The following is a 23,284-nucleotide window of genomic DNA, read 5'->3' as shown; positions in this document are numbered from 1 at the left end:
TCTACATTTAATATGTCCGTTTTTAGTTTTTCCTCCTGCTTTGTTTCGTCTAAAAATATTTTTAACGTTTTTATTTTTTAATAATGCGGGCTTTTCAATACGCCACCAAGTCCTTTCTCCAAAAGGACCAAATCTTTTCGCACCAGTAGAAAAGACGTTAATATCACCACTAGCTCCATCAGCAAATCTTTTAGAAGCAATATCCCATATTTCAGCTGCTTGATGACCAGGCATATTATCAAATAATTGTAAGTCATTTAAATATTTGCCTCCTACTGTTTGTTCTAATGTAGTTCTGCCATTTAATTCTGCCCATTTTTGAGCATTCTTCATATTTGGACCGGACCAAAAAACTGCCCCGTTTTTTGTGGTTGAAAAATCTAAGGTATTTTGAGCCATATCTTTTAAAGCATCAAAACTAGGGATGCCAGATAAACCAAAAGGATCAATCCAAATATTAGAATCGTGTACATATCCATAAAAAGTTGGATTATTTCCATCTAATCTAATCGGATCTTGACTCAAATATATTCCTGTTTCAGGACTATAATACCTAAACCGGTTATAAGCAAGCTCTATATCTTTATCGTAATATTGTCCTTGATAAAGGAATGGTATTAGGTTGTTGTCTCCTTCAATTTTACGGATTTTCCCGTAAATATCAAGTTCTCTTTCCCAAATTAAATTGCCTTTATTATTATAAGCCTGAACAGGTGTTCCCAAATAATCATTTACAATGCTGTAGGTTTCTTCATCTGTTATTTTTGCACTTGGGTTGTAATTATTAGTATCATATACCCAAGTAATCAAATCATTTACAGGTTCTTTAGTGTCCTGTATTAATTCTCCTAAGTCATTAACAGTGGTTCTGGGTTCTTCTCCTTTTTGATAATTCCATTCGTGTAAAAGAACGTTACCATCCCAAAGATAGCGGTTTACTTTTTCATTGCAAATCTTTTTAATCCTTCTGCCCAAAGCATCGTACTCCATTTTTACTACAGTACCATCCGGTTTCCGTACACTTTTAAGCATGCCGTTTCCGTACCAGTTGTACTCCCAGTCGCCATGACGCCATTCTTTGCTGCTTGTTTCCTGTTCTTCTTTTAGCTTTTTGTAGTTGTCCTTATCCTGCTGTGTATATTTTACATCGCTTCTCAGGTAATAATCTAGCGATTTCGGGCTGGGTTTTCCGCCTTTAATTTCTTCTACAAAGAAAGAATGTTTTTTAGACTGTTCTTTCTCTTTTTCCTGCTCGCGTTGTTCTATCTGTCCCTGTGCTATTTTCCGTTTGCTTTTCAGTTTTAGGTTGCCTTCGCCGTCATAGCTATAATACCAGTTTTCATCTTTCAGTAGTTTTCCGCCTTTACCATAGATACGGTCTTTGCGTTCTTTGGTTCGGTAAAGATTACCTACTTCGTCAGGAAGTTTGTAATCATAGCTGCCGTCTTCGTACTGAGCAGAGGCTAGATTGCCAAAGCTGTCGTAAGCATAATTTATCTGTCCGCCGGTAATGGCATTGAGGGTTTGTTGCAATCGGTGGTTGGCATTCCAGGCATAATTCCGGTGGTACGTATCCCTGTTACCCCGTTGTACTTTTTGTGCAATGGGTCTTCCAGCAGCATCATACTCCATGGTTACGGTAAGTCCGCCGGTAAGGCTCCGTTCCACTTCCTGTCCAAGCGCATTGCGTTTCAGTTGTGCTTCCCAGGCTTCTTTTTGAGACTCTTTCAGTGCTTCGGTCTGGGCAGTTATTTTTTCTAAAAATCCTTTTTTATCATAAGTGTTTTGTACATCTGCCCCAAGGGAAGAAGTCATTTTCGTACGGTTCCCGTTGCGGTCGTATTCAGAAACAATGCTAAAACCTTCGTCACTCATAAAGCCGCTGGTTTGGGTTTCTTTTATCACACGTCCCATTTTGTCACGCTCCAATAGTATGGCTACGTCCTGGTTTCTGGCTTCCAGAAGTTGGCCCAGTTTGTTGTACGCAAAACTTTCCCAGGTACCGTCACTATGGCTGGCCAGTACAATTCTGCCCAAGGCATCATATTCATAATCCGTCCATCGGTTTTCGGGTCTTTGGGTGCGTATTACCCAGCCGTTCCCGTTACGTTGGTATCTTCGGGAAAGGCCGTCAAAACCATCTTCCTGGGCGATATATCCGGCTTTGTTACGGGTAAAACGGTATTTCTCATTATGCTCATTGGTAATACTGACCAACTGTTCCATTTTATCATAATCGAAAAATACTTTGGCTTTGTTTTCCTCCCGCATCCGGAGACTTCCAAGTGGCGTGTAATCAAATTTAACGGTATGGTGCTGGTCTTTGGCTTCTATGACTTCATCATAGGCATTATAAGCCAGCATGGTAATATTCCGGTCGGCACTTTGTATGGTGGTGACTCTCCCCAAAACATCATAACCAAAAGTCTGCTGGTTGTTTCCAGGACTTTGTACACTGATAACATCACCGCGGTGGTTGTAGTTCCAGGTGGTGGCATTTCCTTCTTCATCGGTAAACGAAATAAGGTTATACTGATCATCGTATTTCAGTTTGGAGCGGCTTCCTTCTTTAAAAATTTCAGCCACCAGTCCTTTTTCATTATAATCTAATTGCGTAATACCGTTATCCGGTTCTATAATACTGTTCAGCAAGTATTTCCGGTCTTTTTTGTAGGTATAGGTGGTTTGGTTGCCTTCAGGATTTATACTGATTGAGAGACGTTGTTCTTCATCATAAATAAACTGGGCTACACTGGTGTCGGGATATACCACAGAAGTCTTGTTACCAAAATCATCATAGGTATATCCGGTCATGTAGCCTTCTTCGTCTATCTCGCGATAGACTTCCATATAGTCGTTATATTCTGTAAATCGGCTGTTTCCAAGCGGGTCGGTAATTTGGGTAACGAGTTGGCTGGGCTCATAATAATAGGTAGTTACGGCTCCATTGGCATCGGTAACCAAATTGTAGCCTTTCTCCGGAAAATATTCGATCCAGCCTTCCTGCCAACCGCCATCGCCCCAAGTGTGGATACATTTTGCGCCTGTCTTTTCGCCATCGTATTCCCAATAGAAACGTTGTCCGTTTCGATCGGTTTTTTCTACCATCAGGTGATTGTCATACTTTATACGGGTGCTTTTATCCAAGGCATCTGTAATGCGGATCATATTTCCGTCTTCATCATAACTGTAAGAAACCAAAATATCTTCGCTGGTCTCCCGTAACAAAGAGAGTCGCAAAATAAGGCCTTGCTCATTTGTATACGCTTTGATTATTCTTCCGGCACAGTCTTCTATCATCAGAAGACGGTTTCCGTTTACATGAAGTTGGGTAACAAAACCGGCTTTGTCTGTAATTTTGGTAAGACGGTATGTATCAAAACCGTTAAAAGAATCGAATACATAGGTAGTTGATGTGTTATACTCAAAGGCTTCATAATGATTTTCGAAACGTGTAAGTTTTATTTTTTCCTGACGGAGGTAAAAATCTTCTCCTTCTTCCAATAAAGGAAATGCGGCAATCCTGCCGTCTTCCAGTCTTAAACCTATAGCGTCTTCTTCAGGGAACAATTCCACACAACGGTCATAATTAGAATGAACTCCATGTCCTAACCATCCTTTAAAGGCAGAATCGGAATACCATTTCCTTTCCCATTTTACGGCTTTCGGGGAAGGAATTTCAAAGTCGGTGCCTTCATAAAAAACGGCACCGTTGATAAGGTTAACCGGTTCGAATCCCGCTTTACAAAGCAGCTTGCTGAGACTGTTCGGGCCAACGGTGTTTTTCAGTAATTTATTGAAGGCTTTTTTTCCGTATTTCATTAAGGTACTAAATCCGATACTGGCCAGTAGCCCCATTAAAGCACCGCCCCAATCCGGAACATAAGGACCGCCAACGTTTACTGGTGGTCCGTAAGGGATAGGTAAGGAAAATGAAGTGGGAGCAAACAGGGTGGGAGCAAAGGGAATCATTTTTTTTCCAACCTTTACTTTACCCAGACTAAGGGAAAGCGGTATGCCTATGTCATTACAGGTCATGACAAAGTAACCTTTCGGGCTAAGTCTTGTTCCGTCAGCATATACCGTTTGGGAAGCAAAGAAATTCATGCTTTCATGCCCAATAATGGGGGTCATTAACCAAGGCGGGGTAAACAACGGAATATGTACCAAAGGAATAATTATACCACTGGTATCCGAAACACCTCTTTTAATACCGTTAACATGAACGGTAGCTCCCAGAAATGGAATATAATCCGCAGGATCAATAACAAACCCGATATAGGGATGAAAGGGATTAAATGGAGGAAGTGTCGTAAAATGAATATCAATTCCTATAACCGGTGTAAAATGATTATCTGCTAACAACATACTTGTAATTTGTTTTTCTATTGGTTTTCATAGACCGGTTTCATGGTAGAGGATATTTTTTTGGCATATTCCCTCCAGTCGTTACCGTATATCGATTTCATTCTGTCTTCAATCTGAAGTTTTTCAGAAAACGTAATTTCATGGGTATCCAAATCAAGATACCGCTCTGTTATAAATGCAAAATTGATCACTTTCAATAGCCCGTCAGATAACAGATATCCTTTTTGGAAACTTTTGGTGATGATTTTTTTATACAAATCATTGTTCTCGTTTTTAATGACCAGCAAGGCATAAATGTTGGCCAGAATCATTTGTTCAATCATCTCAACATCTTCCGCTATTTGGGATTGTTTTACGAAGTTTTGTACAGCCTCATCCTTTTTTCCTATAATACTGTAATAAGAAGCTTTGTACGAATAGAGTTGCATCAATGTTCCCGCTGCTTGCTTATTATTCTTGTACTCGGCTTCTGAGATCCGGATGCCTTTATCCAGTAATTTAAAGATGCTGTCATCGTCTTTAAACTGAAACAAAAAACCGGCATAAATCAAATGGGCAGAGGCCCAAAAAGAACGGTCCCCTGTCGATTGTGTAACATCCAGCATTTGTTTTCCCCAGTAATGGACTTGTTTTCTGTTGTTTTCAGCGGCACTTTCGCCAATTTCAAACAAGCATTTTCTGAACTTCACCTGCGGATTGTTTGGATTGCCCTGGGTTGCCAGTTCTTTATACGATCCCGCCATATTTTGATCCGGAACAAGAATTTGTGCTCCTGATAAGTCTAAATCAGACACTAATTCGGTATGCTTCTCTTTTCCGTAAAAATCAATTACCATCAGGCCATAATCATTAGATATTGATGTAATTGTTTTTTTTAGAAAGGAATTATAACTATTGTTGTCGGATACTTTTTTAGGGACTAATCCTATTATGATCAAGTTTTCTTTTTTTGCTTCAAATTTTTTAAAACTTACAAGCAGTTCTGTCAGGAATTTATTCAGAGTACCCGGATTGTTGTCCGGTAATACCCTATAATCTTTTTTTAGTCTTTCAAAATCTTCCCAATGCCAATTCGGATATTTTTCCAAATCGCGATCAAAAGCGGTAAACCATTCGTTAATAAAATCGGTTAAAAACTGACTTTCATTGTCAAAATCAACAGAAAACATAAGGAAAGAATCGTTGCTCTTCCCGTGTTCTGATGCTTCTATCTGGATAAACCCATTCACTAAAATAAAATCTTCCTGATTGCAAATCACTTGGAAAAACCTTCCTTGAGGTCTTTTGTCACGTGTATTTGCCCAAAGTTTGGATATTTTACCAATACGGACTGCAATCGGATTATGTTCGTTACTCTGCATTTTAATTAAGATTTACAGTTCCCCCTTTTACATTGGTCATCGCCGATCCGTTAACATTAACTGTCGTGGATTCTATGGCTACTTCTGTTTGTCCGTTCATTCCTATTTTTGGAGCCTTCTCCTCAATAAGTGAATCACTGTTGGTTTTTACGGATGTAGTTCCTGTAATTTCAGCTTCTTTGGTGTCGATTTTTACTTTTACATCACCGCTGATTACGATTGTACCGTCTTGTGTCATCTTGATTTCTGCTCCCCCACAGGTAAATGTGATACTGGTATTGGCATTGAGGGTGACATTTCCGGCTCCGTCAAATTTTAAATCGGCTCCGCCTTTATCGGCAAGATGTACACTTCCTGCATTATCATCCATGTGGAGTTTATTGCCGCTGGCCGTCTGCAAGCCTTTAACATAATTCCCCGAACCACCTTTACCGGCGCTGGCTTTGCCGTTGAACATGGCTCCAAAGACAAAAGGGCGTTCTGCGTTGCCGTTGTCAAAACCAATAATTACTTCTTCGCCAACTTCAGGGATGATATGCATTCCTTTGCCTTTTCCGGCATAAGGTGTAACCACACGCAGCCACGGTGTTGTTAAGCCTTTCTTTTTCTGCCAAGGGAATTGGACTTTGATCATTCCCTGCGGATTGTCATTCTGCATTACAATTGCAGATTGCTCTTCACAGGTAGGGAATGCATCTTCATCAAAGAAAGGAGAGATGTAGATATCCGGGATGCCTGTAAATTCGTTGTAATATTCATTACCGTCATGGAAATGATTGATTTCTATGATGCGGTAGGTTTCCATCGCTTTGGCATTGATGTCTGAAACTTCGGCTCTTCCTCCAATTTTTAGTTTAGGGTCACGGCTTCGGCCTCTTATCTGCATCAGGTGTTCACGGCTTTCTTTTTGGCGAAGCACCATTTCGTTGAGGTCTCTTTCCACATTTTGTTGTGATGTGGCATTAAAAAGCATTTCCGCTTTTTTCTTGAACACTTCCCTGGAAGCATTCACGGCTATCGTCTGGTAACCGTTTTCTTTGAACTGGGCTTTTACCGAATCTGAATCTTTCTCTTTTACTTCTGCCGAAATACTGTCATAAGCCATGTATTTAAAGGCTTGTGGTTTGATCATTATTTCGAATTCGATATCGATAAGATCTATATTCTCACCTAATTTTATCAGTGGCTGCAGTTTGTTACCGAATACAAGGCTTTGCCCGTCATAGTAAAAATATTCTCCGTAACGGTGTGCCAAACGCTTGATAAACTGGTAATCCGATTCTTTATATTGTACTGTGTAGGGAATGGGATACTTCGTATTCAGTTGCTCGGTTGTTATTTTGGCTTCCGATGGATATTCAGCGGTAGCTTCTGATATAATGGTTTCTAACGTTTTGTTTTCATAACTCTGACAGTCCCTTCCGTTTTCCAGTAAAATGCTGGGAGCGTATCCGGTTATGTATAGTTTTCCGTAACCTCCGCCTTCGTCTTTTTTATTGCGGATGTTGGCAATAATTCCGGTAAAGGACTGGCTGATTTCCCCATAACGGTGGAAATTAATGGTGACGTTTTTACCAAGAAGTTTTTTGGAATGTTCCATCACATAACCTTCGAAGCTGTCTAAAGAATCGTCCGGTGTTATAATGGTGAAAGTATCGTGGTCATTGGTATGTTGATGCAGTTCTACCACATAACTGTTTTTGGCCAGAAATTCTTTCCGGTCTATGGTAAGTGTGCAGTAAACCAGCGGACTGTCCTGTTCTGCGAGATAGTCTTTAAATGTTTTTTTGGACAATTGCTTTTTACTGTTATCTGGTTGACTGTTTTTTGCTACAGGAGTATCACTTGTAGGTTTTTTTTCAGATGCAACGCTTTTAACTGCTTTTTTGACTGTATCTTTATTTTCAGCTATCATATTGACAGCAGGGTTGTGTAGTTTTTCGGTAACTATGCCGGTAATTTTTTTTTCAGCTGCAGCTATTCCTTGCTGTTTTAATCCTTCTGATACTCCATTCATTGGATTTTTAGGATCGGTATCTTGTAATGACATAATTCAAGGGATTTGGTTTAACAATTATTCAAAATTGATTTTATAATGATTTTCATTTCGATTTGCAGGGACGCTGTTGTTTTTATGTCTTCCTTTCTTTCGGATTTTTACTTTACCAATTACCGCAAATGAATGAACGTATCTGTACTAATTTCCTGCATGGGTTCCATTACTGGCAGAACCCTGGATTGGCAATTTCACAGCAGAAATTGATAGTTTCAGGTTTAAAACAGAATGGTGTGTATGCGTTTGAAATTGAAGCTGTCTTCCGTTTACCTGTGTCTTCTCAATAATTGCTACAAACAATTGATTAGCAAACAGCAGTAATGAATCAGAAGTGACAAATTGCTATCGCCATTTCTTTTCGTGAGTGGCTCCGTTTACATCAAATGTTTTGGCAATAAGCTGAAACTCTATTTGCAAAGGGTCATTATTGCTGGAGTTGAAGTATTCCACAAAGTTGATGCAGTAGGCTTTTTTGAAATCGAGTACCTGAAGCTTACTCATGGCATCTCTTCGGTAGAATATAATCTTGCCGTCTTTTGTTTTGCTATGGTCGAGCATCCAGGCAAGCAGTTCCGGGTTACCGGTACTTTCAATTCTGATGCTGATTTCTCCGCCTTGTGGCATTCCTTGCGGTTTACCTGTATTATCGATCTGCTGGCTGAAGCTGTATTTGCATTCCAAAACATTGTAGGTTTTGTCGTCTAATTCTAATTTTGCTAAAAAGGACATAGCTGTTTTTTTTAGGTTGTTTGTTTATTATGTAGTCACGTTATGTATTAAAAATCAATGGTTTATTCAAGACGGAATAGGACTGGTAAATTTTCCAGAATGCTGTTTCCGTTGAATCAGGGTATTCTAAATCGCTTTTTAATAACTTTTTCTCCATAGGATACTACTCTTAAATACGCTGCTCGTATCTCCTGAAATAGTGCTCCTCCTGTTGTATGTTCAAAATCTTCCTTAGTTAAGGATTTTTACTTTGTTTTAACCGGCTTGTCATCTTGATATAAGATACTTTTTGTTGTTGCTTTTCTACCGGCGTCCGGCATGTATTCATGATGCCAGCCTTCTTTTTTCTTATTTTTAAAGGAACCCTCCCAAATAAGGAAATTGTCTTTGTCATAATACTTTATATATCCGGTTCCCTGGCTGCCTAAATGAGAGGCGAAAATTGTTTCTCCTTTTTCTGATAAGACAATGAAATCATTGATATATTTTCCTTTTTCATCTGTTTCAAAGCTTACGTGAAGGTTTCCGGTCGGGTAAAATTCTTTTTGTATTCCTGTTAATTGATCATGGAGATAATTTTTATCTTCCACAACCTGTTTGGTGTCATAATCATAAGCTTTAAAATTAGTCATGTCACCTTCCGGGGAATATAGTTTTTCATCCTGTAAGACAGTATGGTCAAGCATATCAACGTAACTTTTCCATAGGCCCACTTTAATTCCGTTATTGAGTTTGCCCTGTTCAAACGACTGCTTGTTATTGCCGCCATATACCTGAACAAAAGCTTCTTCCTTTATTTGTGAAAGACTATCTGCAAATACAGAGTCTTTTTTTTGTTGAAACGTCGAATCCGTAAAAAAGATAAGTTTCTTTTTAGGCATGATTTCATTGCATGATAGAAATAGCAATAGCAATAAAATTAAAGTCTTATACATTTTAAGGTCTGAAAAATTTAATATCTGTAGTATTGATCTCTCTGCTTCCTGATAACCAATTACTGGCATCACATCTTTCTTCTCCGTTTCCGGTTGGCCCTCTTCCTGCACCCCGTGAACAAAATTCATCGTCTTCGAACCATTGCCCTCTGCGGACATTGGTTACGACTTCAACATGAACACCTCCGAAGGCAGCTATATCTCCTCTTTGTACCTCTTCTTTTTTAACGGATTTAAGTTTTTCACCGTTCCATATCTGTTTGGCCGAAAGGTATTTGCCTCCTGACATGACAGAACCGAAACCGGCCATATATAGTGCTTCGCCAACAAATAAATTGCAGGACCATTTTGCATCTGCACCATAAAAAACAACATAATAGCCTGATTCCCATTTGTCGTAGGCATTCTTTAAACCGGAATAATCAGAATCCCGTACGTTCCGGTTATCTTCTAATCCTGCCAGTAATAAAAGGTATTTCCTTTGTGTGGAAACAAACCAGGTACTGTCATTCCATTTTTTTGCAAAATCATTTGAAGAAGCCGGAAATTTGGGTGGCTTGCGTTTCGCTCCAAACAATGCACTGTTTTTGGTCAAAAAATATCCTTCACCTTGATAAAAAGCTTTATAACTATTTAAAATAGTTTCGTCATTAGCTATTTTTTCTGCTGCTTTGGCTATTTTTTCACTCATGTTTCATCATTAAAAAATAAAAGGCCTTTGTGCTAAATCTTGCGTTTGGCACAAAGACCTGATTAGTTTGTTATACCCATTCGTTTTCGTAAATACCTGTTCCCATTTCAATTTTTCTTGCAGAAATAGTGAAGGTTTCCGTTAATGGATTTTTACCTGTAGAATCGAAGTTTTCTTTGTGTTTAACCAAGTAACCTTCTGAGAATTTTAATTCTTTTAACGTAGCATCGCTGTCTCTTTTGAAGAACTTAACACTTCCGTCTTTACGCTCAAAACTGTTGGTCATCCACTCAAATAATTCAGTTGAGCCTGTACCTTCAATAGTTACATCGATTTTCCCGCCTCTTGTTACTGTAGAAGGACGGCCTGTTGCATCAGTTTCCTGAAATAAACCATAGTTTACATTCAATACGTTGAACTCTTTTCCGCCAACGTTTAGTTTTGCTTTAAATGACATAAAATAATATTTAAAAAAATTAATAAATAAAGACAAGATTATCCCTGACCGAATAGTAATGTATTCCGTCTGAAAAGAAATATATATCGTGGAGAGCCGTCAAAGACGGTCATAAACCAGATTACAGCAAATAAGAATTGGCTGTGTTATAAAAACATCAGCTGCTGCAAAAAATTAAGTTGTGTGTGTTGTTGTGCATAGTTTAAAAGTTAAGGTTAAATAAAAAATATACCGAGTTATAAAAACAACGCTAATGTAGGAATTTTATTTCAAACAGAAATTAAAATTGTAATATTTTTCTTTAATTTAACATTTACCAAAAGAAGTTGTGTTGTTAATTTGTTGGGTTTAATTAATTAACAAACAGCTAGTTGCTGTTTCTTGGTTTTGAAAGCTTCAGTAATTCACTGAAAAATGAAAAATGTAATACTAGAGCAGGCTTTCATCTAGACAATCAGAACAAATGCCTTTGGCAAAAAAGCGTACTTCATCAATCCTGAAGTTTGTGGCAATAGGTTGTGGTAACGAAAAGTTTTCCTGACAGGTGGTTTGCCTGCAAAGTTTGCAATACAAGTGTAAATGCAAATCCTGATGGGTGGTTTCATTGCATTTATCAGCACACAGCATGTATTTGGTTGTGGTGTTTTCCTGAATACTGTGTATAATCCCTTTTTCTTCAAAAGTTTTCAGCGTGCGGTAAATAGTAATCCGGTCGGCATAATGAAAATGTTGTTCAATATCATTCAGTGATAAAGCTGCTTTCTGATTGGACATGAAATCATAAACCAATAACCTCATACTCGTAGGTCTTGTGTTCTTATGGATTAATTTCTTTTCATTCTCCTGATTCATGATCACTTTTTTTAGTTGGCTAAAGATAAAAAATCAATAAGTCGGTTGGGTGCTGTATGCCATAAAAAAAGCCGAAGTCAAAACTCCAGCTTATGCAAACTTAAAAAAACAACTGTTATGCAGGTATTTCCAAATGGGTACTCACAGCAATCCTGTTCCAGGCATTTATGGTGGCCACAGCCATAATCATTTGAGCCAGATAATTTTTACCAAACAACTGTAAGGCTTTCTGATACGTTTCTTCTGATAAACCTCTATGATGTATCAGGGTAATTTCTTCGGTAAGGGCTAAAATTACTTTTTCTTCTTCACTGAAAATTGTGGCTTCACGCCAGGCACTCAGCAAAAAGATACGCTGGGGTGTTTCTCCGTATTTGATGGCATCTTTGGTGTGCATGTCGATACAAAAAGCACATCCGTTAATTTGGGACGCCCTGATTTTAATCAGTTCTTTATGGGATTTTGATAATTGTGAATTGGCTAAATAACCTTCCAGTGCATACATGGCTTTGTAAGCCTGTGGTTCTGTTTCGTCAATGTTTATTCTTTTTTCCATTTTGCTTATAATTTTAATTCTGTGAAGCAAAGTTCCATAACATAAAACGGAAAAAACTTAAACTGGTTTAAGATCGTCTTTTGGCTCTCAATTCGCTGAGGTATTCAGGGGTAAATCCTAAAAAGGAAGCAATTAAATACTGTGGGATGCGTTGCACAAATTCAGGATGCCTTTCGTTGAGGTGGTCGTAAAATTCTTCTTTTGTAAAACTGTAGAGGAATTTGATCCGCATCTGGGATGCAGCATAAGCTCTTTGGTAAATAAACCGGAAATAACGCTCTATTTTAGGGAATTCGTTCAGTAATTTTTCCTGTGAAGCACTGTCAATTACCAAAAGGGTTGATTTTTCAACGGACTGAATGTAAAACTCGGTAGGAAGCTTGTTCTCAAAAGCGATATTATCGGTAATCCACCAGTTTTCAATCGCAAATTCGGTGGTTTGTTCCACGCCTTTGGGATTAATAAAGAATTTCCGCAAGCAGCCTTCCAATACAAAATAATGGTGCTTGCAAATCTGACCTTCAATCAACAGGTTTTCTTTCTTTTTTACGGTTACTAATTTGAAAAAAGAAACGATTTCCGAAAACTCGCTATCGGTTACGGCAGTAAATTTCTCTAAATGCTTTCTGAATAGTTCTTCCATCATCTGGCTTGATTAACGATATTGATTCCTTATTATTCAGCTCTCTGTCGCTTTGCAATACTATAATTCGTTCCGTCATAATACAATAACGTGGTCCACATGACGTCACTTTCCGGTGTTCCGCCTCTTGTCAGAAGATAAGGATACTTATTTTTAACCAACGGAATAACTTGCAAATCTATAATGTACTCTGGCTCGGTACTTTTGTATAAAACTTTAATCTCTTCACCGGTAACTGAAACAAGATAGGCATCTTTCTCAGAATTAATAACCGAAATATGCATGCCATTATCCTTAAACTGAAAATGTGTCCCACTGTCTTCAAGTCCGTTATAGGATTTTGGAACATTGAGTTCCGTCAGGATTTTTTGGGTCAGAAGGGTGTCTTTTGTAATGGAATAGTTAATTTTTTCAGGCTTTTGGTCAAAATTGCTGATGGCATAGCAGTTGTCAGGGATGTTTTTTTTGTCGGTTTTGTAAACCGCAATGAAATTAGAGAAAATGGTCTCACTTAAATATTCTGCCCGAACAAAGTGGGCATGGCATATAAATTTATTATTCTTGTCGTAAACCGCAAGTTTCGAGAGGCCTCTTAAATCAAAGTGTTTCGGGGCTAAACCGGTGGGGAATTTGTGTCTGCTGTTTTCATCGTCACTGTAAATCAACGAGTCGGCCAGTTTTTCAAGCTGGTAGTATTCATCAGTTGAAATGTTGGCTTTATTCAGGTAAAGTTCAATATAGACTTCATCTTCTTTGGAAGGAGAAAACTTTTCAACGAAGCCAATGTAATGCTTATCCTCGTTCAGGACTTCCATATTACTTTGTGTAGTGTCTTTTTGAGGTGTTTGTGAGCGGGTAGTGTCAGGAGTATTGGAATTCTTCTTTCCGGTGCAACTAAACAGCAGTATAGTAATTGTAAATAGTATAAATGTTCTCATTTTTTTGTTTGGGTATTGGGGCAGGGAGGTCATGTTTTTTTGATTTACAGACTTGGTCAAATTTATAATTTAGAATCTAATCCGGATCAGACAGGCGGTTTAAAACAATTACTTGCTATTATAAATATCGCAGTCAATAATGGCATCTGTATCATTAATAAATTGTATTATTTCCTTGCTGAAAGATAATCCCGGGGTTTCATCTCCCAATTTGACTACTACCTGCAAAACAAAATCAACTTCAGGGTTTTCAGATTTTAATTTTAAAAACTCCGGCTTGTGTTCATTAAGTTTCGCAACAAGCTTTTCAATTTCTTCAAAATAAATTGGATTTTTTAATGGGCTGGAAGAATATTCCCAAATGGTACAGGAAGGAATTTTACCCCGTGAAAACATTTTCTCAAAACGGGTTGGCTGAATGGAAAGGTATTTGTTAAAAGTATCCAATCCAAAATTTTTATTTTCAGTTTTTATTGCAAAATAGGTATATCCTGTTGTATTTGTCATTTTTCTGTTCCGTTCTTTTCGATAGGTTTGTGTTGTTGGCTGTGCAATCAGCTTGTTTTGATCAATTCATTCAATCTGTCTTGTGGGATGTCAGTATCTTTAATCATATCAATAATTTCTTCTGTAGTCAGTTTATAGTAACTTACCGGAATGGCAATGTTGTATAATCCTGCCTTTTTTAGTAATTCCCTTGAAAAAATTTCAAAATTCAACTGACCTCCATCATGGAATATCTCAATGAAAAGATTAATTTCATTCACATTATGCCTGTCAATAAGTAACTTGTTTTTGTCCAAAAAATCAAAGTACCAATTTTCATATTCTGCCATTTGATATTGAAGACCATAAATTTGAGGGCAAAGAACGGACAAACTCCCAAATCCATACACTTCTTCAGTTCTTTTATGTTTTTTATCATCTTGTTCGTTTGAAGAAAAAACATGGATTTTATCGGTTACTTCTTCAAGAAATTTACCGGGCGAAAAGTCTTCACCATAAAGGTCTAATGATATTCGGGTTATCCACATGTTTGATGTATTTTTTTTGAATAATTTCTAACGTCCAACTAATTGTGTTAAGTTATTTTTAATCTATTATAAATGAAACCAAATATATGAAATGCTTGTAATTCATGCTTAAAATATAATTTTTACTTTCAACCGGCCGAACACCCAAAGCATTCCAATGTACCTAACCGGTATGCCCAATAAACTAAATTCACAATTGTAATAAATGGAAACAAGAAAATCCTTATTTCTTTGGTTTTTAAATATCTTTTAATAGATGTGATAGTTATAATGATACTGATAACAAGTAAGATAAGACTGAAAGCAGGTCCGGCATCCATATGACTGTTGGCCCTAATTTGTGCATAGGGAAGCAGGATGAAATAAATGAATGGGTTGATGACTGCTAAAAATAGCATGAAATATATTTCTCGGTTGTTTATCATATTGTCTTTTTAATTCGGTTTATATCTATTTGGTGTACAGTCAATTTTATGCAAACAGATACTATCCCTCCTTCAATTTAATCTTTTCACTCAAATACACCGGCATTGTCTGAACCGCTTTTTCTAAAAGTGCGGTATTTTCCTTTTGCTCTTTTTCATTATCCAGGTAACTGTTGAAATTTAAAAACAGATAATAAGCTAAAACCCGGTTGTAATCATCAAGCTGCTGGTCTTCTATCATTGATAGTATTTGCTTCTTGAATGCTTCTTTGTGCTCTGATTCTGAAATAGCCCGGCCAAGTCTGCCTATACTTCCGTAATAATGGTTTTCAGCCGGATTTTCAACCCGTAGCGATATCCCGATGAGTAAATCCTGTACATTGATATCCAGTTCTTCCAGTTCCTTGATATAGGTTTTCCGTTGCCCAAAAGCATAACTGCCGTCAGATACTCTCTCAAAACGGTCGTTCATAATGTCCAGATGGGATTTTAAAAACACGCCCCAATTCGTGGTTTCGGCAGATAACAAAGCAATGTTCATGGCATGCTCCCTTGGTCTGCTGTCCATACTACAACCGCCAATCACTCTTGTAGAACGCATTTCGTCCAGTAATTTTTCTTTTTTCTTATCTGACAGATCCTGCCAGTTTTTGGGTAATTCAACCCAACCTTGCTCTAAATGTTCCTTGTATTTTGTGGCAACGGTATCAATCAGACAATCGGAATAACCAATTTGCCTGTTGTATTTCATGTCAAGGGAAACCGATTTGAATTCATCCGGAAAATAAAAGGCAATTGCTGACTCTTTAGAATATTTCGATTTTTCATTGTACTCAAATTTCCAGGTATTTTTTGATGGCTTGCTGTAAGCATTGTCCTTGTTTTCCTGTGTAATTTCAATACCATAACCGCCATTTAAACTGATTTCCGAAAATTCGGCCATATCTCTTTTCTTATGGTCTTTGTATTGATATTTTACAACCAGTATGTTTTTCCGTACTCCTGCATTTGGATATTTCCGTACAAAGTCGTCAAAAGGAATATTGTTTTCCATGTCTTTCTTCGCCTGCTTCACATCGCCTGTGTCAAGTTCTATGAAATGACCTATGGTCTGGTATTTGGAATGAAAGACTTTATTGTAGTCACAAACCTTGTATTTCAGGTTCAGTGAATCTACAATATGCTCCAGTTTTTTCATCGTTTTTACACTGTAAATAAGATTGTTGGAGTAGGTTTTAAATTCACTCTGTCCAAAAGCATGGGCCGTGAAAAGTAAAACGGCAAAGGCTGAAATTAACTGTTTCATAATCGTATTGTTTAATTTTTTGTGGTACTTAAAAATTTGGTTGCTTCATCTATAATGTAAGATGATGTTTTGACACGAAAGGTTGGCCGATATCTTAACAAAATTCTTGAGATATTCATTTTCAGAATGATATACCGCTAAAATGATGCCGGATTTATAATTAAACCAAAATAAATAGTGAATCAGTGGTCAAAACTGACTTGTATTGAAAGTATGAAGCTAAAAAAACGAAATAGATGTAAACACTGGTTATTGTTTAATTATTCAAATTTGACTTCAAAACTAATATCCGTTTCCTGAATCATTTTTTTTTCATTTTCCATTTCGTTAGCAACGTCAATTATTGATTCTTGTTCAATGATTTCAACATGCTTATTAAGTATAGTTTGATGGGCTCCTTTACTGACTAATGATGTTTTTCCCTGATGAACATAAAACAGTTTGTATTCAAAGTAGAAAACTGGAAGGTTCTTGTTCAATTCGGATGTTTTCAGAACCTTGAAAATCAGAAAATAATTATCGGAAATCTTTACGATATCCGATTGGTAGATGTTCAGTTTGCCTACTATCGGATGGGCTAATTTTATTGGCTTTTCCCTATTAATCTTAAGATTATTCACCGTTAAGGTGAAATTAGTGTTTTCATTGATTTCATTTGAAATTTGGAGCTGCTTGATTTCACTTAGGTTTTTAGTTACGTTGCCGATAGCTTCTGCTATGTTTTCTTTGACCAATGGAAGTCCGAAACGTATTCTGGTGTACTCAGAATGTTCATCTTCAAAATTTGACCTTGGGCAAAATTCAAATGATTTTCGGATAAAAAGGTCGAGTTCATTCCAAACGGTTATGCTATATTTTTCATCGATTTCACCTTCTGTATAGTCTTTTGGGTATTGATAATAGCGAATGTTTTCCAAAAGAGATGATTTGTCATTAAAGTCAATAGAAACTATGATTAAGTCACTTTTGGTATGTTTCTTAATTGTGTTAAGGTTGGTTAATGCAAAGTCATAGATTTTTAGTTGGTTTTCATGAACGCTACAATTATAGATTTGACTATAAGATAAATTAAAAACCAAAATGAGTATAAGGATGATGAATTTGGATTTCATTGTATGATGTTTCTTAATAATGGGTAAGGTGTCACCAGCACTAAAATGTAGGTGTTTTATTATCAACAGCAATAAATATACCAAAGTCTGATAAAGAAAAATTATCCGGATTGAACAGTTAATGCCTTTTACTGTCAACGATTATCCTTTTGCTTTTCAATAATTTCATTCAAAATATTCCGGGTTATTTCTTTCCGTCCCTTAGAAAAGTCAGGATTGTCGTCTGAACTGTTCTTTAGAATCCTGGTGGCAAAAAAGTAAACGTTGTCTTTTGTCTCTAAATAACCTACCCACCAGCCGATATCGGTATCATTTTTTCTTGTCCAGCCTGTTTTGCCTCGGTAGGTGTAAGCATCCGTTTGCTCAGCAATCATAATCTCCTTTGTTTTCTCGATTGTTTTTTTTGAAAACGGAAGCTTGTTTTGGTATAGTTTAATCAGAAATTCAATTTGGTTCTTAGGTGTAATGGCAAAGTCACCGTAATTCCAGAAGTCAATTCCTTTTTCGGTATAATTACCGTTCCCGTAATGGCATTCTTTGAGTAACTTCCGGTATTTTGCCCTTCCAATGCGTTTGGCTATTTCCACATAAAACCAAACGGTTGAGTTCCGGAACGCATTTTTAAGATCGGTGTCCTGATTCCAGGAATCGATAACATGACCCAAATGCGTTTTAGGTATACTGTCCCATTTTAAGATTTCATTTTCGTTCTTAACCGCTTTGTATTCAAGGGCAATAAGGGTATTCGGGATTTTAAATGTTGAAGCCGGAAGGGTGGCGGCCACTGCGTCTGTACTGTCGGTTTGGATCCAGGTGTTGTTTTTTAAATCATAAACCGTGGTACTGCCTTTTAAACCTAAATTATCAAAGTATTTTTTAAAGTCTGCCTGCCCATAGGAGGTTATGAATAGAAAAGTGCAAAAAAATATAAGTATTCCCTTCATGCTGATTGTTGCTTTAATTGATGGTTGAAGTTCAGCCGGTTTTATAAAGTTATGGGATTCAAAATCATTACTTAATCTCCATTCTCATTTCCAGTAAGTTGGACTTAAACCCAGCTTTTAAATAAGCATTTTTGGCAATGACATTTTCATCATACACTTCTAAGCGGACTTCGGTCAGGTTTTGTTCTTTAGACCAGGCGATAAGATGCTGTAAAATTTTCTGGTTGATACCCTGTCCCCTGAATTCAGGCTTCACATACATAAACCCCAAATACGCATATTCGCTGTACTTCTGATGCGGTTTGGCCTTTAAGATTTTGGCATAACCTGACCCAACCACTTCATTGTTAACATCAGCGACTATCACGGTTGCTTTCTCACTTTTAATCAGCTCGAGTAGGTTATAATAATGAATTTCTCCTTCTTTTAAAGTGTTGTCAAACGGTCTTTCCGCGGCAATTATTCCGCTTTCAAAATTCAGTAGTATCTCAATTTCCGTTTCGAGCGCTTCACGTATGGTTAGGGTCATGGGATCTGTATTTTGATTAAGGTGTCTTTTTTTACCCAAGTGTCTGTTTCCTTGTTCCAGTCCTCTTTGGTAAATTTGATTTGGGCCGAATCATTAACGATAGCAATCTTGCTGTTTTCCAGATCTCCATTATTCACGTCATCTTTAAATTCGGCAAGTCTTCTCTCAAAAATGAAGCAGGTACGTTCGGTAAGTTCAAATTCATCACGTGCTTTCAATGGTCCGCAGGCTTTGGCATACAGTAGGTAATTATCGGTATTTGCAATGGTACTTTTAGGCCATATGAAGGAAAGCATTAAAAAGGCGATTACAATACCGGCAATACCAAAAAATATACTGGCCAGTACAACAACAGGGGAAATGGCATAAATTGAAAAATAGCCTTTAAAATCTTTAACAACAAAAAACAAAACGATACCGGAAATCAGGAAGCAATATTTTATTAGCTGTGATAGTTCAAAATAAAGAGTGAATTGTAAAAAATGACCGGATAATAAATTCAATAAAAGAATTGCACCGCAAATTATATGGAATGGAAACAGTAGCTTCTTGATTTTTTCTTTTGTCATCATATTGCTGTAAACGTCCCGTAGGTTTTAGGTTATGGTTTTTGTTTTCAAACGATTCCGGCAGAACGAATCAAATATATAAAATTGTCTTTGGGTTTTATGTAAAACCAACAAGGTTTAACTTGGAACTATATGCATGGCTGGAGGACCGGCATAAGTTTTTATTTTAAGGTCCAGATTTCACCACTGCCTTTTTCAACTAAAATAATGCCTTTCTTTTTGTGATAAATTACTTTTTTGATGCAATAATCGTTTTCCGGACAGGTTTTAGGATTGTATGTAACTCTATCTTTAAAGACTAAACTGTCATTATGCATTTGATCAATGGTGTAGGATTCACGGAATTCATCAATAGTTACTACAATACCATTATCATTCTCACTTTTTATATACTTAAGGCGAAGGGACAAATTTATTGTGGCATGCTTTTTTTGGTTTGTTTCAAAATTTGGATGAGTGACAAATGTTATTCCAAATTGTCTTTTGTTACGGGTATCAGATTTGACAACTTCTTGACCCCACCAAAAATCAAAGTTCGGCTCAAATCTGCGATGTGATTCAGCATAAATTTTTACAGTGTCTGTTTCTCCTTTAGTGTTTGTAAAGATAAGTTTTGATTTTGCCGGATAAACGATAGACTCCTTTTCATGTTTGCTAACCTTCACTTTTGGATAATAACAGGAAATTACTAAAAAAGAAAGCAATACAAGGAAAGTGGATTTATATCTCAATACTTTGTTTTCCGTTGTTTTCATTTTTAAAATTGATCTGTTATTTGTATAATCCCCATAGTGCTGATTTGCACTTAAACATAACCCTGCAGAAGGAATCCGTGCCTAAAGATAATAAATTGTATTTGTAGTGGCTTATTTATTCAGAATAGTCTGCATTTACATCATACCTATAGCGCATTCTATGATAAAAAACAACTTTAATTAAAAAATTAGGATGCAAATTTATAGATATCTACAAACGGAGTTTGTCTGCTAACCACAGAGAAAACCCTACTTATAATTTTGCATCTTATATTGTTTAAAACTAACATGCCATTTTTGCCTTGTTCTTTCTTGTTATTATAATATTCTTTAAGCTGCGGGTCATATTTAATTGCAGATAAAGCACACATTTGTAATAGCGATTTCATCTTTTTATCAGCCATATTACTCACTTTGGTTCTTCCCCTTACACTAGAACCAGATCTATACTCAAAAGGAGCAACTCCAGCATAACAAGCAAACTTTCTTGACGAAGTAAATGCTTTAAAACCTTTTGTGGCGATAATTAAATAAATAGCGGTTTGCTGTCGGACACCTGGAACACTTTTTATCAACTCAAACTGTTGATTCAACTCAACATGATTTTTAATAATTTCTTTCATTTTTGCCTCAATAAATTTCAATGAATTTTGTAATGCCTGTATTGTTTTAGCATTTACTAATGCAACTACTTTGTAAATTTCTTTCGTGGTAAAAGCTTCATTTTCTTTAGATGCTCCAAACAACAAAAGTGATTTCATTACTTTTTCTCTTTCTGTATATAATAATCTTAGCTGTTGTATTTCTTTTTCTGCAATAGCAGAAAGCTGAAGCTTATCAATATTTCTAATACTATACAAGGCAATATCCTTCGCATCTGTCTTATCATTTTTTCCTCTGGTAATACCTTTGGATCTTTTGATTTCAATAGCAGGAACAATACAATAATCAAGATGCTTTTCAGACAAATAGGCTCTTAAGGGAAAAGTATAAACACCAGTATTTTCACAACAAAACAAAATCGTAGTTAAATCAATTTTTCTCTTTATCAACGATCTTATAATGGCTTTTACTCCCTTTTGAGTATTATCAACTATAAAATGCTCAACTGAATTTGTGGTTTCAGCACTAATTACAACAACATCCAACTTTAGTTTTGAGATGTCAATACCAACATGGAACAAATACTTTTTCATAACTTTGATTTTAGAAGAATAAAAAATGTTGAACTTCTTTAGAGCCTTTATTAGACCTTGATGTCTATCATTCTATTTGAAGCAATTCAACGGGTTCAAAGGGTTGGCAGAGGACTATTGCGCTATATAAGTAACGAGCTTGGCGGATTTGATAGTTCACCTCTGCTTTCCTTTGAAAAAGATAATCATTTTTTATCTAAGACAAAGTAAAGGCGGATTTACTTCGTCTGTTCGTATGAAGCCCCGGGTGCAATCCGTGCCTTCTTATTGTAATTGCCATCCCAACCCTGTCAGCGGTTAAAAAAATAAGCTCCAAGGTTCTAAGTAGTCTAAAAAGTCCAAGAAGTCTAAAATAAAGCATCACATTTAACACTGTTTTTTCTTATTTTCAATCGATTTCATTTGATACAAAGTATCGAGTAATTCCTGAAAAAGGCTGAGTAACGATTTTAAATGCTCTATATTATTGATTGCTCCATCCGTATAAAACTGTAATTCAAGTTCTTTTTCGGGGAGTTTAACGCCCCAAACGCCTTTTTGATCAGATAGTTCCAGATTGACTTCTTTTTCATTTTCAATAAGACTTCTTATTTTTTGGTTTTGAAGCAGACTTTTAATCTTAAACTCATTATTTGATTTGATAATAAAAGTTTTGTCAAATTCCTGGCGTCCAATTTTAATATCCTGGGCACCAAATATTTTTTCAATAGACCGGATGAAACCATTCCGGTAAATTTCAAACCTGAATTTGTCTACTGTAACAATTGGGGCAATTACCCGGGTCATTTCCTGTTGAAATTTGTCCGAACATATTGTGTGGTTGTCGAAAATGATTTTCCAGCCATTATGATCAATCTCGGCTTTGTCTGAAAGCCAGTTTTCATCTCTTTCAACAAATTTGCCACCTGTTGCGTTTGCAAATTCTTCCCAAATATTAGATTTAGTTTTTGTCATTTGAATATTTTAATAGCTAAAGGGATAATTTTAGCAACCATCTTTGTATATAGTGTCTTATTCTCCGATAAGTTTCCCGTTTATTAGGATAGTTTGGTTTTTGATAGTTTCAATATTTTTCATTACAAATTCACAATCCAAGAGGTTGTTTTCTGAAGATTTTCTGCCACTAACCACACTAATTGTCGTAAAGTATGCCTTGTCCTTAATTAAATCCAGTAATCCTTTTGAAATTTTGCAACTATCGATTACAATGTTTCTTTCGCTTTTTAATTCGAAGGTTTTTTTTCCAATCTTAATCCGCCCGTTTTCATCATAATATTCGTATTTATAATCTTGGTGGATTCTGTTTTTAGGCGTTCCGATAAATTCGATGTCCAGTATAACGGTTTCGTTTTCAAGTTGCAATTTTCTTTCTGCCTGATCGGAAAGATTTAACTGAATCGTAAAAGAAGGAACTGTCAGGGAATCTTTGCTGATTGTCAGTGGTTTAAAATGTTCCTGTTTTTCTGGCTTGGAGTTACAGGAAATTAATAACAGAAAAAATAGAGGCAGGTATTGAATTTTTAAATACATTTTTTAGACTATTATGAATAATGTTCATCCAACTTTAAGAAGTCGCTTTTTTGTTTCTTGGTCTTTCGTAAGGCTAAAGTCAAATATACGAAAAGATTGTTCCGTTAAAACCACCTGATTTTTCCGGCATTCAAACCCTGTCAGCGGTTTTAACCCTGACAGCGGTTAACAGCGGTAACTGTTGCACAACTACTATTTTTTCAAAATAACTCCAAAAAACATTTTATAAAACCTCTTTTTAAAGCCATTTAAAGGAGGTTTTTTTTTACCTTACTGCTACAATTTCAAAATTGGAATG

The 23,284-nt window shown here is 36.5% G+C and carries 24 protein-coding genes; 1 reads left to right on the top strand and 23 read right to left on the bottom strand.

Features of this window, described 5'->3' with window-relative positions; genetic code table 11:
* The 3 genes from NAT51_RS19195 to NAT51_RS19185 form a co-directional block, all read right to left on the bottom strand.
* A partial coding sequence (locus NAT51_RS19195; RefSeq protein WP_250601649.1) for a DUF6531 domain-containing protein occupies positions 1 to 4,368 on the bottom strand: 4,368 nt, incomplete at its 3' end.
* Positions 4,369 to 4,385: 17 nt separating this feature from the next.
* Positions 4,386 to 5,729, bottom strand: coding sequence for a hypothetical protein (locus NAT51_RS19190; RefSeq protein WP_250601647.1), 1,344 nt, complete (start codon positions 5,727 to 5,729; stop codon positions 4,386 to 4,388).
* 1 nt (position 5,730) lies between these two features.
* A complete protein-coding gene (locus NAT51_RS19185) occupies positions 5,731 to 7,779 on the bottom strand; it encodes a type VI secretion system Vgr family protein (protein ID WP_250601645.1) in 2,049 nt (682 codons plus the stop codon).
* 128 nt (positions 7,780 to 7,907) lie between these two features.
* Between NAT51_RS19185 and NAT51_RS19180 the strand changes: the two genes are divergently transcribed.
* On the top strand, positions 7,908 to 8,072 hold the full coding sequence (locus NAT51_RS19180) for a hypothetical protein (RefSeq protein WP_250601643.1): 165 nt from the start codon (positions 7,908 to 7,910) through the stop codon (positions 8,070 to 8,072).
* Positions 8,073 to 8,127: 55 nt separating this feature from the next.
* Here NAT51_RS19180 and tssD (NAT51_RS19175) read toward each other — a convergent pair whose 3' ends face one another.
* From tssD (NAT51_RS19175) to NAT51_RS19080, 20 genes are all read right to left on the bottom strand, one after another.
* Entirely contained in the window at positions 8,128 to 8,514 is a 387-nt protein-coding gene (gene tssD / locus NAT51_RS19175; protein ID WP_250601641.1) for a type VI secretion system tube protein TssD, read from the bottom strand.
* Positions 8,515 to 8,759: 245 nt separating this feature from the next.
* Positions 8,760 to 9,395 (bottom strand): hypothetical protein, encoded by a 636-nt coding sequence (locus NAT51_RS19170; RefSeq protein WP_250601639.1) that lies wholly within the window; start codon positions 9,393 to 9,395, stop codon positions 8,760 to 8,762.
* A 55-nt stretch (positions 9,396 to 9,450) separates the two neighbouring features.
* Entirely contained in the window at positions 9,451 to 10,140 is a 690-nt protein-coding gene (locus NAT51_RS19165; RefSeq protein WP_250601637.1) for a hypothetical protein, read from the bottom strand.
* 70 nt (positions 10,141 to 10,210) lie between these two features.
* A complete protein-coding gene (gene tssD, locus NAT51_RS19160) occupies positions 10,211 to 10,597 on the bottom strand; it encodes a type VI secretion system tube protein TssD (protein WP_250601635.1) in 387 nt (128 codons plus the stop codon).
* Positions 10,598 to 11,026: 429 nt separating this feature from the next.
* Complete coding sequence (locus NAT51_RS19155; RefSeq protein ID WP_250601633.1) at positions 11,027 to 11,449, bottom strand: Fur family transcriptional regulator; 423 nt, start codon at positions 11,447 to 11,449, stop codon at positions 11,027 to 11,029.
* 115 nt (positions 11,450 to 11,564) lie between these two features.
* Positions 11,565 to 12,005 (bottom strand): carboxymuconolactone decarboxylase family protein, encoded by a 441-nt coding sequence (locus tag NAT51_RS19150; protein WP_250601631.1) that lies wholly within the window; start codon positions 12,003 to 12,005, stop codon positions 11,565 to 11,567.
* Positions 12,006 to 12,072: 67 nt separating this feature from the next.
* Complete coding sequence (locus tag NAT51_RS19145; protein ID WP_250601651.1) at positions 12,073 to 12,648, bottom strand: Crp/Fnr family transcriptional regulator; 576 nt, start codon at positions 12,646 to 12,648, stop codon at positions 12,073 to 12,075.
* A 32-nt stretch (positions 12,649 to 12,680) separates the two neighbouring features.
* A complete protein-coding gene (locus NAT51_RS19140; RefSeq protein ID WP_250601629.1) occupies positions 12,681 to 13,586 on the bottom strand; it encodes a hypothetical protein in 906 nt (301 codons plus the stop codon).
* 108 nt (positions 13,587 to 13,694) lie between these two features.
* A complete protein-coding gene (locus NAT51_RS19135) occupies positions 13,695 to 14,093 on the bottom strand; it encodes a DUF4279 domain-containing protein (RefSeq protein WP_250601627.1) in 399 nt (132 codons plus the stop codon).
* Between the two features lie 47 nt (positions 14,094 to 14,140).
* On the bottom strand, positions 14,141 to 14,620 hold the full coding sequence (locus tag NAT51_RS19130; RefSeq protein WP_250601625.1) for a hypothetical protein: 480 nt from the start codon (positions 14,618 to 14,620) through the stop codon (positions 14,141 to 14,143).
* Positions 14,621 to 14,748: 128 nt separating this feature from the next.
* Entirely contained in the window at positions 14,749 to 15,045 is a 297-nt protein-coding gene (locus NAT51_RS19125) for a hypothetical protein (protein ID WP_250601623.1), read from the bottom strand.
* 61 nt (positions 15,046 to 15,106) lie between these two features.
* A complete protein-coding gene (locus NAT51_RS19120) occupies positions 15,107 to 16,351 on the bottom strand; it encodes a hypothetical protein (RefSeq protein WP_250601622.1) in 1,245 nt (414 codons plus the stop codon).
* Between the two features lie 260 nt (positions 16,352 to 16,611).
* The gene (locus NAT51_RS19115; protein ID WP_250601620.1) at positions 16,612 to 17,463 is read right to left on the bottom strand and encodes a hypothetical protein; all 852 of its coding nucleotides are present in this window, start codon (positions 17,461 to 17,463) and stop codon (positions 16,612 to 16,614) included.
* 134 nt (positions 17,464 to 17,597) lie between these two features.
* Entirely contained in the window at positions 17,598 to 18,407 is an 810-nt protein-coding gene (locus tag NAT51_RS19110) for a penicillin-binding transpeptidase domain-containing protein (RefSeq protein ID WP_250601618.1), read from the bottom strand.
* A 67-nt stretch (positions 18,408 to 18,474) separates the two neighbouring features.
* Complete coding sequence (locus NAT51_RS19105; protein WP_250601616.1) at positions 18,475 to 18,936, bottom strand: GNAT family N-acetyltransferase; 462 nt, start codon at positions 18,934 to 18,936, stop codon at positions 18,475 to 18,477.
* A complete protein-coding gene (locus NAT51_RS19100; protein WP_250601614.1) occupies positions 18,933 to 19,508 on the bottom strand; it encodes a hypothetical protein in 576 nt (191 codons plus the stop codon). The genes NAT51_RS19105 and NAT51_RS19100 overlap by 4 nt, the downstream gene beginning before the upstream one ends.
* Before the next feature lie 158 nt (positions 19,509 to 19,666).
* On the bottom strand, positions 19,667 to 20,260 hold the full coding sequence (locus tag NAT51_RS19095; RefSeq protein ID WP_250601612.1) for a hypothetical protein: 594 nt from the start codon (positions 20,258 to 20,260) through the stop codon (positions 19,667 to 19,669).
* A gap of 188 nt (positions 20,261 to 20,448) precedes the next feature.
* The gene (locus NAT51_RS19090; protein ID WP_250601610.1) at positions 20,449 to 21,456 is read right to left on the bottom strand and encodes a transposase; all 1,008 of its coding nucleotides are present in this window, start codon (positions 21,454 to 21,456) and stop codon (positions 20,449 to 20,451) included.
* A 366-nt stretch (positions 21,457 to 21,822) separates the two neighbouring features.
* Positions 21,823 to 22,410 carry a hypothetical protein gene (locus NAT51_RS19085; protein ID WP_250601608.1) on the bottom strand — a complete coding sequence of 196 codons (588 nt, stop codon included), beginning with the start codon at positions 22,408 to 22,410 and terminating at the stop codon, positions 21,823 to 21,825.
* 57 nt (positions 22,411 to 22,467) lie between these two features.
* The gene (locus NAT51_RS19080; RefSeq protein ID WP_250601606.1) at positions 22,468 to 22,986 is read right to left on the bottom strand and encodes a hypothetical protein; all 519 of its coding nucleotides are present in this window, start codon (positions 22,984 to 22,986) and stop codon (positions 22,468 to 22,470) included.
* Positions 22,987 to 23,284: the final 298 nt, after the last annotated feature.

It is taken from the genome of Flavobacterium amniphilum (assembly GCF_023634845.1).
GTDB lineage: Bacteria > Bacteroidota > Bacteroidia > Flavobacteriales > Flavobacteriaceae > Flavobacterium > Flavobacterium amniphilum.
The sequence above is the reverse complement of the archived record's forward strand: the minus strand, read 5'-3'. Positions and strand labels throughout refer to the sequence as shown.

Bases quoted from the DNA above. Each gene is read 5' to 3' on its own strand.
- NAT51_RS19155 (WP_250601633.1), bottom strand. From the start codon at position 11,449: ATGAATCAGGAGAATGAAAAGAAATTAATCCATAAGAACACAAGACCT.
- NAT51_RS19085 (WP_250601608.1), bottom strand. From the start codon at position 22,410: ATGACAAAAACTAAATCTAATATTTGGGAAGAATTTGCAAACGCAACA.
- NAT51_RS19145 (WP_250601651.1), bottom strand. From the start codon at position 12,648: ATGGAAGAACTATTCAGAAAGCATTTAGAGAAATTTACTGCCGTAACC.
- NAT51_RS19180 (WP_250601643.1), top strand. From the start codon at position 7,908: ATGAATGAACGTATCTGTACTAATTTCCTGCATGGGTTCCATTACTGG.
- NAT51_RS19095 (WP_250601612.1), bottom strand. From the start codon at position 20,260: ATGAAAACAACGGAAAACAAAGTATTGAGATATAAATCCACTTTCCTT.
- tssD (WP_250601641.1), bottom strand. From the start codon at position 8,514: ATGTCCTTTTTAGCAAAATTAGAATTAGACGACAAAACCTACAATGTT.
- NAT51_RS19170 (WP_250601639.1), bottom strand. From the start codon at position 9,395: ATGCCTAAAAAGAAACTTATCTTTTTTACGGATTCGACGTTTCAACAA.
- NAT51_RS19110 (WP_250601618.1), bottom strand. From the start codon at position 18,407: ATGAAGGGAATACTTATATTTTTTTGCACTTTTCTATTCATAACCTCC.
- NAT51_RS19080 (WP_250601606.1), bottom strand. From the start codon at position 22,986: ATGTATTTAAAAATTCAATACCTGCCTCTATTTTTTCTGTTATTAATT.
- NAT51_RS19120 (WP_250601622.1), bottom strand. From the start codon at position 16,351: ATGAAACAGTTAATTTCAGCCTTTGCCGTTTTACTTTTCACGGCCCAT.
- NAT51_RS19115 (WP_250601620.1), bottom strand. From the start codon at position 17,463: ATGAAATCCAAATTCATCATCCTTATACTCATTTTGGTTTTTAATTTA.
- NAT51_RS19105 (WP_250601616.1), bottom strand. From the start codon at position 18,936: ATGACCCTAACCATACGTGAAGCGCTCGAAACGGAAATTGAGATACTA.
- NAT51_RS19100 (WP_250601614.1), bottom strand. From the start codon at position 19,508: ATGATGACAAAAGAAAAAATCAAGAAGCTACTGTTTCCATTCCATATA.
- NAT51_RS19140 (WP_250601629.1), bottom strand. From the start codon at position 13,586: ATGAGAACATTTATACTATTTACAATTACTATACTGCTGTTTAGTTGC.
- tssD (WP_250601635.1), bottom strand. From the start codon at position 10,597: ATGTCATTTAAAGCAAAACTAAACGTTGGCGGAAAAGAGTTCAACGTA.
- NAT51_RS19135 (WP_250601627.1), bottom strand. From the start codon at position 14,093: ATGACAAATACAACAGGATATACCTATTTTGCAATAAAAACTGAAAAT.
- NAT51_RS19150 (WP_250601631.1), bottom strand. From the start codon at position 12,005: ATGGAAAAAAGAATAAACATTGACGAAACAGAACCACAGGCTTACAAA.
- NAT51_RS19165 (WP_250601637.1), bottom strand. From the start codon at position 10,140: ATGAGTGAAAAAATAGCCAAAGCAGCAGAAAAAATAGCTAATGACGAA.
- NAT51_RS19125 (WP_250601623.1), bottom strand. From the start codon at position 15,045: ATGATAAACAACCGAGAAATATATTTCATGCTATTTTTAGCAGTCATC.
- NAT51_RS19185 (WP_250601645.1), bottom strand. From the start codon at position 7,779: ATGTCATTACAAGATACCGATCCTAAAAATCCAATGAATGGAGTATCA.
- NAT51_RS19090 (WP_250601610.1), bottom strand. From the start codon at position 21,456: ATGAAAAAGTATTTGTTCCATGTTGGTATTGACATCTCAAAACTAAAG.
- NAT51_RS19190 (WP_250601647.1), bottom strand. From the start codon at position 5,729: ATGCAGAGTAACGAACATAATCCGATTGCAGTCCGTATTGGTAAAATA.
- NAT51_RS19130 (WP_250601625.1), bottom strand. From the start codon at position 14,620: ATGTGGATAACCCGAATATCATTAGACCTTTATGGTGAAGACTTTTCG.